Here is a 16280-nt window from a genome sequence, read left to right as displayed (position 1 = left end):
GGATGTCTATTGTTCACATACGTCGTGACGATTCGGGCTATTTTAAGTAGCTGTAGAATCGCCATTCGCGTATGAGTAAATCATATTTAGACGCTGGTGAGGAGGTCGCCGATGACGATGTGGTTCGCGTCGGCCTGAACGGCTTTGGCCGGATCGGTCGCAACACGTTCCGTGCGATCCTCGACAACCCGCGCGTCGAGCTCGTCGGCATCAACGACGTGATGGACTTCGAGCAGATGGAGTACCTCGGCAAGTACGACACCATCATGGGGACGCTCGATGGGCTCGAACTCGACGGCGACGAGCTCACCATCGGCGGCACCTCGGTCTCGCTGCACAACGTCCAGAGCCCCTCCGACCTGCCGTGGGGCAAAAACGACGTCGACGTTGCTTTCGAGTGTACCGGCATCTTCCGGACGAAAGACGACGCCGCCCAGCATCTGGAGGCCGGCGCGGACAAGGTCGTCATCTCCGCGCCGCCGAAAGGCGACAAACCGGTGCCGCAGCTCGTCTACGGTGTCAACCACGCCGACGACTACGACGGCGAGGACATCGTCTCCAACGCCTCCTGTACGACCAACTCCGTCACGCCGGTCGCCAAGGTGCTCGACGAGGAGTTCGGCATCGAGACCGGGACGCTGACGACGGTGCACGCCTACACCGGTAGCCAGACGCTGATCGACGCGCCGAAGGCCAAAACCCGCCGTGGCCGCGCCGCCGCCGAAAACATCGTTCCGACCTCGACGGGTGCGGCACAGGCCGCAACCCAGGTGCTCCCGCAGCTTGAGGGCAAACTCGACGGGATGGCGATCCGCGTCCCCGTCCCGACCGGCTCGATCACCGAGCTCGTCGTCGACCTTGCGGCCGATCCCTCCGCCGAGGAGATCAACGCCGCCTTCCAGGATGCCGCCGACAGCGGCCCGCTGGCGGGCGTGCTCGGCTACACCGACGACGAGGTCGTCTCCTCGGATATCGTCGGCCTGCCGTTCTCCTCGTACGTCGACCTCAACTCCACGAACGTCATCGGCGACGACGGCCTCGTGAAGATCCTGACGTGGTACGACAACGAGTACGGCTTCTCGAACCGCATGCTCGATATGGCCGAGTTCCTCGTCGACGAATCCTAAGCCGACCAGCGACCTGCGGCTGGCGACCCTCGGCCGGCCGCCAACTCTATTGACGACCCACGCACCTTTTCACCGACCCACCCGATTTCCGACATACCAATGGCATCCTTCAACACCATCGACGATCTCGACGACGCACAGCGCGTCCTCGTCCGGCTCGACCTGAACTCCCCGGTTGAGGACGGCGAGGTACAGGACAACCGCCGGTTCCAGCGACACGCAAAAACAGTACGGGAGCTCGCCGAGGCGGGCCACCGCGTCGTGCTGATGGCCCACCAGGGTCGACCCGGCAACGACACCTTCGTCTCCTTGGATCAGCACGCCGAGATTCTCGGCGGCTACATCGACCGCGAGGTAGGGTTCGTCGACGACATCTACGGCGAGAAAGCCCTCGACGCCATCGACGCGCTTGAAGCCGGCGAGGTGCTGCTGCTGGAAAACACCCGGATGAGCGACGACGAACTGCCCGAGGAAGATCCCGAACTCAAGGCCGAAACCGAGTTCGTCCAGACGCTTGCGCCGCACTTTGATGCGTACATCAACGACGCCTACTCGGCGGCCCACCGGAAACACGCCTCGCTCGTTGGCTTCCCGCTCGTCCTGCCGGCCTTCGCGGGTCGCGTGATGGAAACCGAGTACGAGGCCAACACCGCCATCGCCAACCGCGAGTTCGACGGGCAGGTCACGATGGTCGTCGGCGGCACCAAAGCGACCGACGTGATCGGCGTGATGAACACGCTCGGGGATAAGATCGACACCTTCTGTATGGGCGGGATCGCCAGCCACCTGTTCCTCCGGGCGGCGGGCTACGACGTTGGCTACGACCGCCACGAGGATCTCGACCTCTACGACACGCAGTGGGAAAACAACGAAGAGATCATCCGCGAACTCTACGAGGAGCGGCGCGACCAGATCAAACTCCCCGAGGGCCTCGCCTACGAGGACGACGATGGCGAGCGCGCCGAACACGACAACGAGGAGCTCGACGCCGCCAACTACGACTACATGGATATCTCCGAGGAAACGGTCGACAAGTACGACCCGATCATCCGGGGCTCCGATGCGGTCTTCCTCAAGGGCGCGCTCGGCGTCTTCGAGGAGGAGAAGTTCTCCGCCGGCACCGTCGGCGCGGTGAAAGCCATCGCCGAAACCGACTGCTTCTCGGTCGTCGGCGGCGGCGACACCTCCCGATCGATCGAGATGTATGGCATGGACGAAAACGACTTCGACCACGTCTCGATCGCCGGCGGCGCGTACATCCGCGCGCTCACCGGCGACGACCTGCCGGGCATCGAACTGCTGATCGACGCCGCGAACTGAGCTTCGCTATCGCGGCTCCACCTGTCGGTTGCACAACTGTTTTGCTCAGTGGGGTGAACGGACACATATGGCCCTCCGCAACTTCGAGCCGTATTTTCCGGATCGACCGCCGACGTGGGTCGAGGTGATCGGCACCGTTGCGACTGTGGGGTTCCTGCTCCCGGACTTGGTCGCCGATATCGACTCGCATACGGTCGCTGCTGCCGGATTCGTCCTGTTTCTGCTCGCGCTCCCGCTCAAAGCTGTCGAGGACTGGTTTCACCGGATCGGGATGGCCGGTCGGTTCCTGTTCATCGCTGGCGTCTTTATGGGGGTTCAACTGGTCACGGAGCTGGCTCCGCAGCTGACGCCGCTGCTCATCGATGCCAGCACCGGCGGCCTGCTGGCGACGCTGCTGTATTTCACCGCCTTTCTCGCCCGCGAGCGGACGGTCTCGGGTTGGACGGCGACGCGGGAGCCAGCCGAGTAGCCACCGCAAAACGGCGTAGTTTCTTGGGCATTGCCACCAACATCCGATCATGCAGATCGGCATTGTCTCCGACACCCACGACAACCTCGCACACGTCCAGCAAGCGGTCTCGCTGTTCGAACTGGAAGGCGTCGACCATGTCATCCACTGCGGCGACATCATCGCGCCGTTTTCGGCGACGCCGTTCGACACCGACGCCTTCGACTTCTCGGCCGTCCGCGGCAACAACGACGGCGAGTGGGCACTGGGCAACGTTGTCGACGAGTTCGGCACGTATCTCGGTCAGTGCGGCGAACTCACCTTCGACGGCGTTGAGATCGCGGTCTACCACGGCACCAACAGGGTGCTCCGGGAGGCGTTGGTCGAGGCGGGCACCTACGACTACGTCTTCCACGGCCACACCCACGAACGCGTAATCGACACCCATGGCGACACCGTTCGCGTCAACCCCGGCGGTCTGCCGATCGAAGGGGCCGACGACACGTTCCACGTCGCCATCCTCGACACCGAGGGGTCGGGGACAGACGCGATTACGCATCACCAACTCGACTGAGTGGCGTCCGCAGTTATCGGTGCTCGTCTCGATTGTCGATCACGACACTAGATAGCATGTCGTCGTCAGTTCCGATTTTCCGTTCGGCTTTCAGATCGATCTCTCCGCCGTTGGCTTCGATGAACTGCCGCATCTGATCCCGAAGCGAACTCGATTCTGACGAGGTTAGGAGATGCTCGATATCTCCCTCGGTCTCATCGGCAGGACGACTCATATCGATTTCTTTGGGTGCTGTCGGTAAATCAGTTTACCTGCTATCAGCGACTGATGACGGACTAATTAGCACAGCATCCGCTCGCAGAGACTACCACAGACCGCGGGGCTTTTGCGCCGACCACGCCAACCCCAACTGTGACGGAGCCAGTCTCAACCGGCTGTGACGCCCTTGATACGCTGCTCGACGGCGGGTTTGAACGCGGGGTCGTCTCCCAGCTCTACGGCCCGCCGGCAGCCGGGAAAACCAACATCGCGCTGTCGGCCGCCGTCGGGGTCGCAGCCGCCGGCGACAGCGCGCTGTATATCGACACCGAGGGGCTGTCGGTCGACCGCTTTCAGCAGTTGATCGAACACCGCACCGAGGAGGCCCTCGACACCGTTGCCTCCCGGCTCATCATCACCGACGCTGTCGACTTCGATGACCAACAGGAGGCGGTTCGGGACGCCGCCGATTTTGCTGAACGCGTCGAGCTGATCGTCCTCGACAGCGCGACCGGCTTCTACCGGCTCAACCGCGCCGGCGACGAGGAAGGCGGCGACTCCCTGCGGGCGGTCGCCCGCCAGATCACCGAGCTGCTGTCGATCGCGCGCAAACACGATATCGCGGTCGTGATCACAAACCAGGTGTACACCGACCCCGACGCTGACCGGGTGCGAGCGTTGGGTGGTCACACACTCGAACACTGGACAGGCGTCGTCCTGCGATTGGATCGGTTCCGCGGCGGGAAGCGACGTGCAACCTTAGAAAAACATCGGGCGAAAGCCGCCGGCGAGACGACGACCTTCGAGATCACCGACAGCGGGATCGACGGCGTCGACGACTTTTGATTGACGGCGTCGACGACTTCTGATCGTCGTCATCGACGACTTCTGATCGCCGCGACGTGATTACAGTTCGAGGTTCTGGAGCAGCTGGCCGCGCTGTTTGGCGTCGGCGTTGACACCCTTTCGCTCCAAGACGTTTCGCTCCAGTTTGTCGAGGGCGACGTGGAAGGCGTGGTTCGCGCCGTACCCCTCACCCGAGCCCGCAAGCTGGCCGTGGCTCGTCCGGAGGCGGATCTGCGCTTGGATCAGCGGCGTCCCGCGCAGCTTCTCCTTGTGTTCGTGGAACCGAACGTGGGCGTGGATCACGTTCATCGCCTGGTATTTGTCGACGACCTGGGTGATCGAGTCGACGATCTCCGCGCGATCGATCGAGTCCAAGAGCTTGACGTTCGTGATCTGGACGTCCATCGACTCCTCCTCGGTGAACGTCAGCGCGCGCAACACGTCGGTTTTGGTGATGATCCCATCGACGCTGTCGGTTTCGTCGGTGACGACCAGCCCGGAGATGTCGTTGTCGAACATGCGCTCGACGATCGCCTCAACGGACTCCGACAGCTCGGCGGTCAACACGGGATCGGTCATCAGGTTCTCGACCGGGAGATCGAGCATGCGGTCGCGGTCGCCGCTGCGGTCGCCTTTCTCCTGGCGGTTTTCGTCGCGGACGACGAAGTCGACGATGTCGTGGGTTGTGATGATCCCCGTCAGCGCGTCGCGGTCGTCGACGATCGGGAGCCGGGAAACCCCGTGTTCCCGCAGGCGGTTGATCGCCTGGCCGACCGTCGCCGCCGTCGTCGCGGTGATGACCTCGTCGGTGTAGATCTGTCCAACGGTCAGCGCGTCGAGGTTTTCGAGGACGGCCGCCAGGATCGCGTCGGTCGTGATGATGCCGGCAAGCTGTTCGCCCCGGAACACCGGCGCGACGTTCACGTCGCCTTCGACCAGCAGCCGGGCGGTCTCGCGGATATCCTCGTGGTGGTCGACACGCGGTGCGGAGGTCATCAGCACCGAGGCCTTCGTGTCGTCTTGAATTCTGGATTTCACCAGCTCGGATTCCCCGATCACCCCGGCGTAGTCGCCGTCTTCGGTGACGATGACGCCTTTTGGGTTCGCTTCGTCGAACGCCGCCCGCACCTTGGCCAGTCGTTCGTCGGCGTCGACCTCGACGAACTCCTCGACAACAATATCAGTAATATCCATGATCCATCATAGTCCTACAGCCGCCGGGGTATTTAACGTTGTTACAGCACGGATCGGTAGTGTTCAGATAAGCAGTCGTGTGAGTGCAGCAGGTGTAGAAAGCCCTCAACGCTCTCGACTCCCGGGCCTCGCTGCGCGCTTCGTTCGCTTCGCTCACTGCAGTGCTTGCGTCGGCCGGGTTCGTCGAGAGCGTTTCGCCCTTTCAGTCCACCAGGAAGTCGGCTGATCGGCCAGCCGACCCGCCTGCTTGATTGTTTTTATCTGAACACCCCCGCACGGATCGCCGCCGCCGACCGTGTTGCTCGTCGGCTACGATCGCCAAAACGAGGGGGTGAACAACACGAGCACCGGGATGATCTCGATCCGGCCGACGTACATCAGGAGGATCATCACCCACTTGGTGAGCTCGGAAAACGGGCTGTAGCTGTTGAACGGGCCGGCGATGCCGAACGCCGGGCCGATATTGAAGAAGGTCGCGGCGGCCGCGCTCAGTGCCTCGAACTCCGAGAGCCCCAGCCCGATCCGCGCGCCGTCGACGACGACGAAGATCGTCCCGAGAAAGAAGATCACGAGGCTCAACATCGTATAGGTAAACACGTCCCGAACCGTCCCCTCATCGAGAGCCGCCCCGCTGAGCCGCACCGGTCGCACCGCCTCGGGGTGGATCGTCGTAAACAGATCCCGGCGGAAGGATTTGAAGATGATTAGCCACCGAAGCAGCTTGATCGAACAGGTCGTACTGCCGGCCATCCCGCCGAGAAACATACAGCTAAACAGCAGGTGTTTGGCCGCCGGCGACCACGCGTTGAAGTCGACGGTCGCAAACCCCGTCGTCGTTAAAAGCGAGACCACCTGAAACGTCGCCAGCCGGGCGGTCTCCTCGATCCCGGTCGTCGTGAGATTCGGATCGGTGACGAGCAACAGCCCCATCAACACCGAGGCACCGACAACGAGGCCGACATAGAACCGAAACTCCTCGTTGCGCAGCGGCCGGCCCCAGTCGCCGTTGATGAAGAAGTAGATGAGGATGAAGTTGGTCGCGCCGACGAACATGAACGGAACGATCAGCCACTGGGCGGCCGGCGCGAACGCGCCGACGCTATCCGGTTGGGGTGAGAAGCCCGCGGTCGCAACCGCCGTCATCGCATGCGAGACGGCGTTGAAGGCGTCCATGTTCGGGGCGATCCCGGCGAGGCCAAGTGCGAACAGCCCGCCGGCCGCAAACAGGGTGATCCCCGCGTACAGTCGCCAGATCAGCCGCGCGGTTTCGCTGATCCGCGGGGTCAGCTTGTGGACATCCTGCGTCTGGGATTCGGTTTCCATCAGCTGCGCGCCACCGACGGCGAGCTGTGAGAGGATCGAGATCGCCAACACAAGGATGCCGAGCCCGCCGAGCCACTGGATGACCTGCCGCCACAGCAAGATCGCCCGCGAGTGGGCGGCGAAGTCGTCGATGACCGTCGCGCCGGTCGTCGTGATCCCGCTCATGCTCTCGAAGACGGCGTTGACCGGTGTGGCCAGCCCGCCGTTGCCGGCGAGGACGAACGGCACCGCGCCAACCAGGCCGACACAGAGCCACGACAGCGCGACCATGAGGTAGGCCTCTCTGGTGTATAGCTCCTTGTCGGTCTCTAAGCGTTCGAGACCGAAGCCGGCGGCCAGCGTGATCGCTATCGGGATGAGAAACGGGATGATGGGGTCGCCATCGATGGCCGCAAGAACGAGCGGTGCGGCAAGCGGGATCGCCAGCCACCGCAACACGCCGCCGACCAGTCGGAGGCTGACCCGCCAGTTGACGCGGAGCGTGGCCATTGTCAGAGCTTGTTGGTAGTCTCGTTGATCGCGGCGGCATCGACAAAGAGCACGACATGATCGCCCGGCTGTATCTCGGTGTCGCCGCGCGGCGTGACAAAGGATGCGTTGCGCGTGATCGCGCCGATGACGACGCCGTCAGGGAGATCGGCGATTGATTCGCGGATCGGCCGCCCGGCCAGCACGCTGTCGGCGTCGATCTCGATCTCGATCACCTCGGCCTTGTCGCTCTCGATGAGGGCGACGTTTTCGGTCTTCTCGGACTGGGTGAGCCGTGTGATCTCCTCGGCGACGACGACGCGTGGGTTGATCGCCACGTCGACGCCGACGGCCTCAAACAGTTCGACGTAGGCGGGTGTGTCGATAACCGCGAGGGTTCGGTCGACGCCCAGTCGTTTGGCGAGCAGCGAGACCAGGAGGTTCTTCTCGTCGCTTTCGAGGGCGGCGATGACGACATCGGCCTCGTCGATATGTTCGCGTTCGAGAAACTCCATGTCGGTGGCGTCGGACTCCATGATCTGTGCCGCCGGCAGCTCCTCGGCGAGCTCGCGGGCGCGGTCGGGATCCTGCTCGATCAGCCGCGGGGTAAACCCTCGCTCGCCGAGCAGCCGGGTGACGTGGTAGCCGATCTCGCTGCCGCCGAAGATCGCTACCTCCTCGACGCTGTCGCCCGCGTGGCTCGGTTCGAGCCCGTCGGCGAAGCTGTGGACGCTCTCGGGGCTGCCGATGACGACGACGCGGTCGCCGGCGGCGATGGTCGTCGCCCCATCGGGGATCACCACCGCGTCGTCGCGGATGACCGCGGCGAACGTCAGCGAGTCATAGCGGTCGGCTTCCTGGACGGTCTGATCGACGATCGGGCAGGCATCGCTGATCTCGAACTCGGCCATCTGGACGCGGCCGCCGGCGAAGGGGTCGACATCGATGGCGGCGGGCAAGCCGACGACGCGCGTGATCGACTGGGCGGTCAGCAGGTTCGTACAGACCATGTCGTCGATCCCGAAGGCGCGGTCGACACCATCCCACGTCCGGAGGTATTTGGTGTGTTTGATCCGGGCGATGGTGAACGCCTCGCTGTGGGCGGCGGCCGTCGAACAGGCGACGATGTTGGTTTCGTCGTCGTCGGTGCTGGCGATCACCATGTCGCTGTCGGCGAGGCCTGCCTCCTGTAGCGTCGATAGTTCGGTGCCGTCGCCGGTGACGGTCAACACGTCGTAGCCGTAGGCGAGCTCCTCGCTTCGCTCGCTCCGCTGGTCGACGACGGTCACGTTGTGGTCGGATTCCAGATCCCGCGCGATGCTTTCGCCGACCTGTCCCGCGCCGACGATGAGTACCTTCACGGCGCACCACCGGTCATACCCCTCCGTAACGAGGGCCGCCGTTTATCAGTTCCCCATCGACCCACGGCGACAGCGACGGGGGTGCTGGCGTCGCTCGCTCCCCCAACATCTCGCTCACAGGTAGTCGGAGTCAGCCGTGATCTCCACGCTAACCTCCCGGTGGCGGCCTTCGAGGTCGATGACCGCCCGCTGGATGACGCGCTCGGCCTCGTTGCGGATCAGCGGGATCGCCTTCTCCAACACCCAGCCGAAGGAGACGAGCGCGGGGAGGTTCAACACGCCGGCGTCGGCGGAGTCGGGATCGAAGTTGATCTCCAGAGACACCTCACAGGCGGCATCCGCGTCGTCGGGGGCGTCGGCCGGCGGCGACTCGTGGGGGTCGATCCGCCACGCGCCGCCGGCGTCGATATCCTTGGTGACCTCCCAGTCGATGGTGGTTGGGGGGTCGACGCCGACGACCTCCGAGTGGGCGGTGTAGCTGAGCTTCCACCACGCAAATCGGAGGGCGTACTGGGTGCCGACGCCGCCATCGCCTGTCCGCGTCCGCACGTCGGTCAGATACTTCGAGTAGTTCGCATACCCCGGAAAATCAAGCAAAAAGTCGTAGACGGTCTCGGCGTCGGCGTACACCGTGGTTCGGACGACGATCGTATCCACGCCCCGCTGTTCGGCCGGGAGGCTAATAAGCCCGCAGGTCGGTCGCCGGCTACCGTTCCGCCAATCGCCGGCGCAATCGTTCCATGATCTCCCAGACCAACTCGGGGGCGGTGTCGCCGTCGAGCGTGATCGGCTCGTACTGATACGCCCCGTCACCGGTTCGTTCCTGGTAGTGAGTGTCGCCATCGACATGTGGGTTCGGCTCCCGGTGCCAGCCGCAGTCGAACTCAGCCTCGCTGTAGTGGAAGGCGAACTCGGCTGGCTCGGTTGGCTGCCATGTCACCCGTAGTGTCGCTGCTTCGGCGGCGTGATCCCAGCGACCTGTCGCCAGCGTCGCCCGAACCTCGGTAAACGTGGCCGGCGGATGGCCGCGGGCGTCCGTGACGATCGGATGCTGGCGGAGCGCGTCGATGACGGCACGAAGGATCCGGTGGCGGTCGGCGGTAAACTCGCTGCCGCCGTCGGCACACACCCTGACTCGGTCACGCCGGCGTCGCTGACTCGGTGTATGCATCGTAGCGATTGATCGCATCATTGAGCAGCCCCAGCCGATAGTCGTAATGCTCCCAGTCGGCGGCGGCGTCCCGTAGCTCCCGTGCCGTTTCGGCCGACACTGCGGGCTCGTTCGCGGTCGCCCGCAGCTCCTCGGGTGTGGCTGCGTCGTACTGTTCGTCGATCGTTTCGATCGATGCTTTGAGCTCGGCAACGAACTCGCGTAGCTCCGCCCGATCGTAGTCGGCGGTGAGTTCGCGGATCTCCCGAAACCGGATATAGGCTGGATCCGGGCCATATCTGGGGTCGTTGTCGCTGGTGTGCGCTGCCACCAACCCCATGTCGATAAGCCGGTCGAGATGCTCGCTGGCGGTCGATTCGCTGACGCGGGCGTGGTCGGCGAGCCACGCCGCTGACTTCGGCTCAGGGAGGGCCATGACAACCGACCGAACCCGGTCGAACGCGCTCGCGTTGGTTGTCCACGTTGCTTCCCACTCCGCGTCGGTCATACCCGAGTCTACGACCGCACGCCTGATAATTCCTTTTCCACCCTGTCGTCGCCGCGCTGTTGTTGCGTCCGCCTCTCGGGCTGTTTCCTCATTGTACCGAACCCACACGGCCTTATGGCTGGGAATGTATCTCCCGGTATGGTTGACACCGATGCCTACACCATCGAAGGGCCGGACGGCACCAGCGAAACGATCGATATCCCGGCCGGCTTGGTCGAAACGCTCGCCGAGGGCAACGAGGAGTCGACGACGGTCATCAGCGATATCGTCGTCCAGGCACTCGCTCAACACGCCCACTCGCTCGTCCACCACGCGGAGGGTGAGCCCTCGCCGGAGCTCGTCGAGCTCAACGAGGCTGTCGAGGATCTCTTCGAGGATCGTTTCGGGATGAGCCTGCAGGATGCGATGGGCCACAGTCACTGATCGGCGCGCCACAGACGGCTGCGTGTTTTTGCTGGGTCGGGCTGTGATCGTGGTACGTGCGTCACAATCGCTAGCTATCGCTGGGTCGTGTGAATTTTTGGCATGCCAGAGCGGGTACACCGGCGTTTAAGAAGATCCGGCGGCTACACACAGAGTGATGGGCACCCTAACGGAACTATTCGCGCCGGATCGCATCGCAGTCGTCGGTGCGACCGCACGTGAGGGGTCGATCGGCCGCGCTGTCACCGACAACCTACTGTCGGCGTTCGACGGCGAGGTGGTGCCGGTTAACCCCAACTACGAGGAGGTGTTGGGCCTCCCCTGTGTCGAGGAGATCGGGGAGGCGGCGGCTGATATGGCCGTGATCGTTGTCCCGCCGAAGATCGTGCTGCCGGCGATCGAGCAGGCCGGCGAGGCCGGCGTCGAAAACGTCGTCGTCATCACCGCCGGCTTCGGCGAAACCGGCGGCGACGGCGCAAGCCGGGAACGGGAACTCAAGGAGATCGCCGCCGAGTACGACCTCAATCTCGTCGGCCCCAACAGCCTGGGCATCATGTCGACCGCAAACGGCATGAACGCCTCCTTCGGCCCCGACAGCCCCGAACCCGGCAACATGTCGTTTATGAGCCAATCCGGGGCGTTCATCACCGCTGTTCTCGACTGGGCCAACGACGAGGATGTCGGCTTCAAGGATGTTGCCTCGCTGGGTAACAAGGCCGTTCTCGACGAAACCGACTTTATCGACCACTGGGGTGACGATCCCGACACCGATGTGATCATCGGCTACTTAGAGGGGATCTCGCAGGGTCGGGAGTTTATCGACACCGCCCGTGAGGTGACCGAGGATACCCCGATCGTCCTCGTGAAATCCGGCCGCACCGACGCCGGTGCGCAGGCCGCCTCCTCCCACACCGGGACGATCGCCGGCTCCGAGCAGGCCTACGAGGCCGGTCTCGATCAGGCCGGTGTCCTCCGTGCGGAATCGGTACAGGATCTCTTTGATGCCGCCCAGATGTTGGCGAATCAGCCCGTCCCCGAGAACAACGATATCGCCGTCATCACCAACGCCGGCGGCCCCGGCGTGATGTCGACCGACGCCGTCGGCGACTCCGATCTGGAGATGGCCTCCTTCGAGCAGGACTCCCTCGACGAGTTCTCCGAGCAGCTGCCGCCGGAGGGCAACATCTACAACCCTGTTGATATCGTCGGCGACGCCGATGTTGAGCGGTTCCGCGACGCCCTCGATATCGCCTTGGCCGACGAGAACGTCGGCTCGGCGATGGTGTTGTCCTGTCCGACCGCGGTACTCGACTACGAGCAGCTGGCCGAGGAAACCGTAAAAATGCGGGAAAAACACGACAAACCCGTTGCGGCCTGCTTTATGGGCGGCGAAAGCGTCGACGCCTCCGCGGAGATCCTCAACGAGGCGGGGATCCCGAACTACTTCGATCCCTCCCGGGCGATCGGCGCGCTTGACTCGCTGTGGGCCTACCGCGGTATCCAACAGCGAGAATACGAGGCCCCCGCCGACTTCGACGTGGATCGGGAAGCCGCCCGCGAGATCCTCGAACGCGTCGAGGAGCGCGGCGACAACCGCCTCGGCGTCGAGGCGATGGGGCTGCTGGACGCCTACGGCATCCCGATGCCCGACGGCGAGATCGTCGACGCCCCCGAGGACGCCCGCGCGGTCGCCGAGGGGATCGACGGCGACGTGGTCATGAAGATCGTCAGCCCCGACATCCTCCACAAGTCGGATATCGGCGGCGTCGAGGTCGGCGTCGCCGACGACGAGGTTGAGGATGCCTACGAGACGCTGATCACACGCGCGCGGAACTACCAACCCGACGCGAATCTGTTGGGCGTCCAGGTTCAGGAGATGGCTGATCTGGACGCGGGCACCGAAACCATCGTCGGGATGAACCGCGATCCGCAGTTCGGCCCGCTGATGATGTTTGGCCTCGGTGGCATCTTTGTCGAGGTACTCGAAGACACCACCTTCCGCGTTGCCCCCGTCTCGGAGACCGAGGCCCGCGAAATGACGGAAGAAATAAAGACGGCTCCGCTCCTTCGTGGCGCACGAGGCCGTGATGCCGCCGATATCGATGGCATCGTCGAAACGATCCAGCGGCTCTCCCAGCTCGTCGCCGACTTCCCGGCGATCATGGAGTTCGATATCAACCCGCTGGTCGCAACGCCCGACGGCGTCGCCGCCGTCGACATCAGACTCACCGTCGACCCTGACGAACTATGAACACGCTACTCATCACCGCAACCGAGGAAAGCACCGGCAAGACCGCCATCGCGCTCGCGTTGGCGACGATCGCCCGCGACCGCGGACAGTCGGTCGGCTACATGAAGCCGAAAGGCACCCGCCTGCAGAGCAACGTCGGCAAAACGCTCGACGAGGATCCCATGTTGGCACGGGAGCTGCTGGAGCTCGACGCCGAGATGCACGAGCTCGAACCCGTCGTCTACTCGCCGACGTTTATCGACGGAGCGATCCGCGGCCAGGAGGATCCCGACGAGCTCCGCCAACAGGTAAAGACGCAGTTCGACGCGCTGGCGACCGACCGCGATACGATGATCGTTGAGGGCGGCGGCTCGCTGTCGACCGGCGGGATCGTCGGGTTGACCGACCCCGAGGTCGCCGAACTGCTGGACGCAAAGGCGGTGTTGGTCGCCGACTACACACAGCCCGGCGATATCGACAGCCTGCTGGGGGCGATCGATCAGCTCGGCGACCGGCTGGCTGGTGTGATCTTCAACCGCATCTCCGAGAGTGCCTTCGAGGAGCTCGACAGCGACGTGATCCCGTTTCTCGAAAGCCGCGGCGTCGAGGTTTTCGGGGCGGTGCCACAGGAACAGCGGCTGGCCGGCGTGACGATCGAGGATCTCGCGGCGGAGCTCGGCGCGGATATCCTGACCGACACGCCGACCGATGCCTACGTCGAACGCTTCCTCGTGGGTGCGATGGGCGGCGACGAAGCCCTCCGCTACTTCCGGCGGGCGCGCAACGCGGCGGCGATCACCGGCGGCGACCGGTCGGATATCCACACCGCCGCCCTGGAGGCCTCCGGCGTGAAATGTCTGATCCTGACCGGCGGCCACCGGCCGTCGTCGGCGATACTGGGTCGGGCTGAGGAGGCCAACACGCCGATCCTCCAGATCAACACCGATACCCTGACCGCCGTCGAGCGCGCCGAATCCGTCGTCCGTAGCGGTCGCACCCGCGATGCGGAGACCGTCGAGACGATGGCGGGTCTGCTGACCGAGCGGGTCGATCTCGACGCGCTGTTGGGCGCGGTCGGCGAGGACTGATCGCTGGGACGGTCAGCGAGGACTGATCGCTGACTCCGCAGCCCAGGGGTCGCTCTCGTGGGAGCCTGCCACAAGCTCTTTAGTGGTGTCGCCCGTTGACACGCCTATCGTGGCAGCCGCGGTCGATGAGCTGATGGGCTCACACCGAGTTAGCAATCCTTAACTGGCCTCGTTTTGTACCGCACTGTAGTATCTCGTGACCATCGTTTCTTCACCCCAAACACATCCATGGTAGACGTAAGCCAACACGAACTCGTACCCGAGCATATCCCCATCGAGGGAGCCGAACTCGATTCGGTTCTCGAAGAGTATGGGTTGGATCGTACCGACCTTCCGGAGATCACAGCCGACGACCCGGCACTGCCGGATGAGGCTGAGACGGGCGATGTCATCAAGATCGTCCGTGACTCCCGGACAGCAGACACCTCGATTTCCTACCGGCTGGTGGTCGAATGAACCGACAAGATCGACGCGACGTATCCAGAGAGTACTTCTCGGAGGATCGCCTCGCCGAACACCACTTCCGCTCGTTCAACGCCTTCCTCGAACGCGGCATGCAGCAGGTCGCCGACGAGAAGGAGACCATCGAGACCGACATCGGCGACAAGGAGGGACAAGAGCCCGTCTACGTCGAACTCGGCGACATCCGCATCCTGACGCCGCGGGTACGGGAGGCCGACGGCAGCGAAGAACTCCTCTTCCCACAGGAGGCCCGCCTTCGCAACATCACCTACGCCGCGCCGGTGTTCATGGAGATGTCCATCGTCCGCGGCGGCGACGAGGAGCCCGAAACCGTCGTCGACTCCACGGAGACCAAGGTCGGCCGGATGCCGATCATGGTCGGCTCCGACAAATGCAACATCGCCGACTTCTCCGAGGAGGAGCTCATCGAGATCGGCGAGGATCCCGCCGACCCCGGCGGCTACTTCATCGTCAACGGCTCCGAGCGCGTGCTGATGACCAGCGAGGATCTCGCACCCAACAAGATTCTCGCCGAACACGACACCAAGTACGACGACGACATCCAGGTCGCCAAAACCTTCAGCCAGCGTCGTGGCTACCGCGCGCTCGTCCTCTGTGAGCGCAACCGCGAAGGCCTCCTTGAGGTCAGTTTCCCCTCGGTGTCGGGCAGCGTCAACTTCGTCACGCTCGTTCGCGCGCTCGGACTCGAATCCGACGAGGAGATCGTCCACCGCGTCTCAGATGACCCCGAGATCGTGAAGTTCATGCTGGAGAATCTGGAGGAAGCCGACGTGCAGACCACCGAGGCCGCCATCGAAACCCTCGGTCAGCGCGTCGCCAGCGGGCAGGGCAAAAACTACCAGCTGAAACGCGCCAACTACGTCATCGACCGCTACCTCCTCCCGCATCTCCATGAGGAGGGTGTCGACGAGGAGGAGGTTCGCACCAACAAGGCCTACTACCTCTGTCGGATGGCCGAGGCCTGTTTCGAGCTGGCTCTCGATCGCCGCGAAGCTGACGACAAGGATCACTACGCCAACAAACGCCTCAAAGTATCGGGCGACCTGATGACCGATCTGTTCCGCACAGCACTCAACAAGCTGGCCCGGGACGTGAAATACCAGCTCGAACGCGCCAACATGCGAAACCGTGATCTCTCGGTCAGCACGGTCGTTCGCTCGGACGTGCTCACCGAGCGACTCGAACACCCGATCGCCACCGGCAACTGGGTCGGCGGCCGTTCGGGCGTCTCACAGCTAGTCGACCGCACCGACCACATGGGCGTGTTGTCGCACCTCCGCCGGCTTCGCTCACCGCTCAGCCGAAGCCAGCCACACTTCGAGGCGCGGGATCTCCACGCCACGCAGTGGGGTCGGATCTGTCCCTCCGAAACGCCGGAGGGCCCGAACTGTGGCCTGGTCAAAAACTTCGCGCAAGCGATGGAGCTGAGCCAGGATATCGAGGACGAGAAGGGACTGAAACGCGAACTATCGTCGATGGGAGTCGAGGGGATCCCAGGTATCGACGGCGTCGAACGAACAACCCCCGCGGACGACTAAC

17 protein-coding genes are annotated in these 16280 nt (G+C 63.9%); 10 read left to right on the top strand and 7 right to left on the bottom strand.

The genetic code is table 11. The features are described 5' to 3' along the window. Positions 1–71: 71 nt before the first annotated feature. From gap to EWF95_RS05385, 4 genes are all read left to right on the top strand, one after another. On the top strand, positions 72–1127 hold the full coding sequence (gap, locus tag EWF95_RS05400) for a type I glyceraldehyde-3-phosphate dehydrogenase (RefSeq protein WP_142443009.1): 1056 nt from the start codon (positions 72–74) through the stop codon (positions 1125–1127). Positions 1128–1226: 99 nt separating this feature from the next. Then, entirely contained in the window at positions 1227–2447 is a 1221-nt protein-coding gene (locus tag EWF95_RS05395; RefSeq protein ID WP_142443008.1) for a phosphoglycerate kinase, read from the top strand. 67 nt (positions 2448–2514) lie between these two features. Next, positions 2515–2916, top strand: coding sequence for a hypothetical protein (locus EWF95_RS05390; RefSeq protein WP_142443007.1), 402 nt, complete (start codon positions 2515–2517; stop codon positions 2914–2916). Positions 2917–2965: 49 nt separating this feature from the next. Next, positions 2966–3469 (top strand): metallophosphoesterase, encoded by a 504-nt coding sequence (locus tag EWF95_RS05385; protein WP_142443006.1) that lies wholly within the window; start codon positions 2966–2968, stop codon positions 3467–3469. A 13-nt stretch (positions 3470–3482) separates the two neighbouring features. On the opposite strand, the gene EWF95_RS05380 is transcribed toward EWF95_RS05385, so the two are convergent. Then, positions 3483–3683 (bottom strand): hypothetical protein, encoded by a 201-nt coding sequence (locus tag EWF95_RS05380; protein ID WP_142443005.1) that lies wholly within the window; start codon positions 3681–3683, stop codon positions 3483–3485. Positions 3684–3820: 137 nt separating this feature from the next. On the opposite strand from EWF95_RS05380, the gene radB reads away from it, so the two are divergent. After that, positions 3821–4513 (top strand): DNA repair and recombination protein RadB, encoded by a 693-nt coding sequence (radB, locus tag EWF95_RS05375; RefSeq protein WP_142443004.1) that lies wholly within the window; start codon positions 3821–3823, stop codon positions 4511–4513. Positions 4514–4573: 60 nt separating this feature from the next. On the opposite strand, the gene EWF95_RS05370 is transcribed toward radB, so the two are convergent. The 6 genes from EWF95_RS05370 to EWF95_RS05345 all read right to left on the bottom strand — a co-directional run bounded on the left by EWF95_RS05370 (position 4574) and on the right by EWF95_RS05345 (position 10517). After that, on the bottom strand, positions 4574–5707 hold the full coding sequence (locus EWF95_RS05370; RefSeq protein WP_142443003.1) for a CBS domain-containing protein: 1134 nt from the start codon (positions 5705–5707) through the stop codon (positions 4574–4576). Between the two features lie 309 nt (positions 5708–6016). Continuing rightward, the gene (locus EWF95_RS05365; protein WP_142443002.1) at positions 6017–7519 is read right to left on the bottom strand and encodes a TrkH family potassium uptake protein; all 1503 of its coding nucleotides are present in this window, start codon (positions 7517–7519) and stop codon (positions 6017–6019) included. Positions 7520–7521: 2 nt separating this feature from the next. After that, positions 7522–8859 (bottom strand): Trk system potassium transporter TrkA, encoded by a 1338-nt coding sequence (gene trkA / locus EWF95_RS05360; protein ID WP_142443001.1) that lies wholly within the window; start codon positions 8857–8859, stop codon positions 7522–7524. A gap of 114 nt (positions 8860–8973) precedes the next feature. Further along, the gene (locus EWF95_RS05355; RefSeq protein ID WP_142443000.1) at positions 8974–9516 is read right to left on the bottom strand and encodes an SRPBCC family protein; all 543 of its coding nucleotides are present in this window, start codon (positions 9514–9516) and stop codon (positions 8974–8976) included. Between the two features lie 49 nt (positions 9517–9565). Beyond that, complete coding sequence (locus tag EWF95_RS05350) at positions 9566–9988, bottom strand: hypothetical protein (RefSeq protein WP_142442999.1); 423 nt, start codon at positions 9986–9988, stop codon at positions 9566–9568. A gap of 10 nt (positions 9989–9998) precedes the next feature. After that, on the bottom strand, positions 9999–10517 hold the full coding sequence (locus EWF95_RS05345; RefSeq protein ID WP_142442998.1) for a DUF7342 family protein: 519 nt from the start codon (positions 10515–10517) through the stop codon (positions 9999–10001). 138 nt (positions 10518–10655) lie between these two features. On the opposite strand from EWF95_RS05345, the gene EWF95_RS05340 reads away from it, so the two are divergent. The 5 genes from EWF95_RS05340 to EWF95_RS05320 all read left to right on the top strand — a co-directional run bounded on the left by EWF95_RS05340 (position 10656) and on the right by EWF95_RS05320 (position 16279). Beyond that, the gene (locus tag EWF95_RS05340) at positions 10656–10940 is read left to right on the top strand and encodes a DUF7545 family protein (RefSeq protein WP_142442997.1); all 285 of its coding nucleotides are present in this window, start codon (positions 10656–10658) and stop codon (positions 10938–10940) included. 157 nt (positions 10941–11097) lie between these two features. After that, positions 11098–13191, top strand: a complete 2094-nt coding sequence (locus tag EWF95_RS05335) for an acetate--CoA ligase family protein (protein ID WP_142442996.1) — start codon at positions 11098–11100, stop codon at positions 13189–13191. Beyond that, complete coding sequence (locus tag EWF95_RS05330) at positions 13188–14258, top strand: phosphotransacetylase family protein (protein ID WP_142442995.1); 1071 nt, start codon at positions 13188–13190, stop codon at positions 14256–14258. The genes EWF95_RS05335 and EWF95_RS05330 overlap by 4 nt, the downstream gene beginning before the upstream one ends. Before the next feature lie 228 nt (positions 14259–14486). Next, complete coding sequence (locus EWF95_RS05325) at positions 14487–14714, top strand: DNA-directed RNA polymerase subunit H (protein WP_142442994.1); 228 nt, start codon at positions 14487–14489, stop codon at positions 14712–14714. Then, positions 14711–16279, top strand: a complete 1569-nt coding sequence (locus EWF95_RS05320) for a DNA-directed RNA polymerase subunit B'' (RefSeq protein WP_142442993.1) — start codon at positions 14711–14713, stop codon at positions 16277–16279. The genes EWF95_RS05325 and EWF95_RS05320 overlap by 4 nt, the downstream gene beginning before the upstream one ends. Position 16280: the final 1 nt, after the last annotated feature.

It is taken from the genome of Halonotius roseus (assembly GCF_006861655.1).
Lineage (GTDB): Archaea > Halobacteriota > Halobacteria > Halobacteriales > Haloferacaceae > Halonotius > Halonotius roseus.
This window is presented reverse-complemented; position numbering and strand designations above follow the sequence as displayed.

Excerpts from the sequence above, each read along its gene's own strand:
- EWF95_RS05330 (WP_142442995.1), top strand. The coding sequence starts at position 13,188 with ATGAACACGCTACTCATCACCGCAACCGAGGAAAGCACCGGCAAGACC.
- EWF95_RS05335 (WP_142442996.1), top strand. The coding sequence starts at position 11,098 with ATGGGCACCCTAACGGAACTATTCGCGCCGGATCGCATCGCAGTCGTC.
- EWF95_RS05395 (WP_142443008.1), top strand. The coding sequence starts at position 1,227 with ATGGCATCCTTCAACACCATCGACGATCTCGACGACGCACAGCGCGTC.
- EWF95_RS05385 (WP_142443006.1), top strand. The coding sequence starts at position 2,966 with ATGCAGATCGGCATTGTCTCCGACACCCACGACAACCTCGCACACGTC.
- EWF95_RS05340 (WP_142442997.1), top strand. The coding sequence starts at position 10,656 with ATGGTTGACACCGATGCCTACACCATCGAAGGGCCGGACGGCACCAGC.
- gap (WP_142443009.1), top strand. The coding sequence starts at position 72 with ATGAGTAAATCATATTTAGACGCTGGTGAGGAGGTCGCCGATGACGAT.
- EWF95_RS05390 (WP_142443007.1), top strand. The coding sequence starts at position 2,515 with ATGGCCCTCCGCAACTTCGAGCCGTATTTTCCGGATCGACCGCCGACG.
- EWF95_RS05345 (WP_142442998.1), bottom strand. The coding sequence starts at position 10,517 with ATGACCGACGCGGAGTGGGAAGCAACGTGGACAACCAACGCGAGCGCG.
- EWF95_RS05370 (WP_142443003.1), bottom strand. The coding sequence starts at position 5,707 with ATGGATATTACTGATATTGTTGTCGAGGAGTTCGTCGAGGTCGACGCC.
- EWF95_RS05325 (WP_142442994.1), top strand. The coding sequence starts at position 14,487 with ATGGTAGACGTAAGCCAACACGAACTCGTACCCGAGCATATCCCCATC.
- EWF95_RS05365 (WP_142443002.1), bottom strand. The coding sequence starts at position 7,519 with ATGGCCACGCTCCGCGTCAACTGGCGGGTCAGCCTCCGACTGGTCGGC.
- EWF95_RS05320 (WP_142442993.1), top strand. The coding sequence starts at position 14,711 with ATGAACCGACAAGATCGACGCGACGTATCCAGAGAGTACTTCTCGGAG.
- EWF95_RS05380 (WP_142443005.1), bottom strand. The coding sequence starts at position 3,683 with ATGAGTCGTCCTGCCGATGAGACCGAGGGAGATATCGAGCATCTCCTA.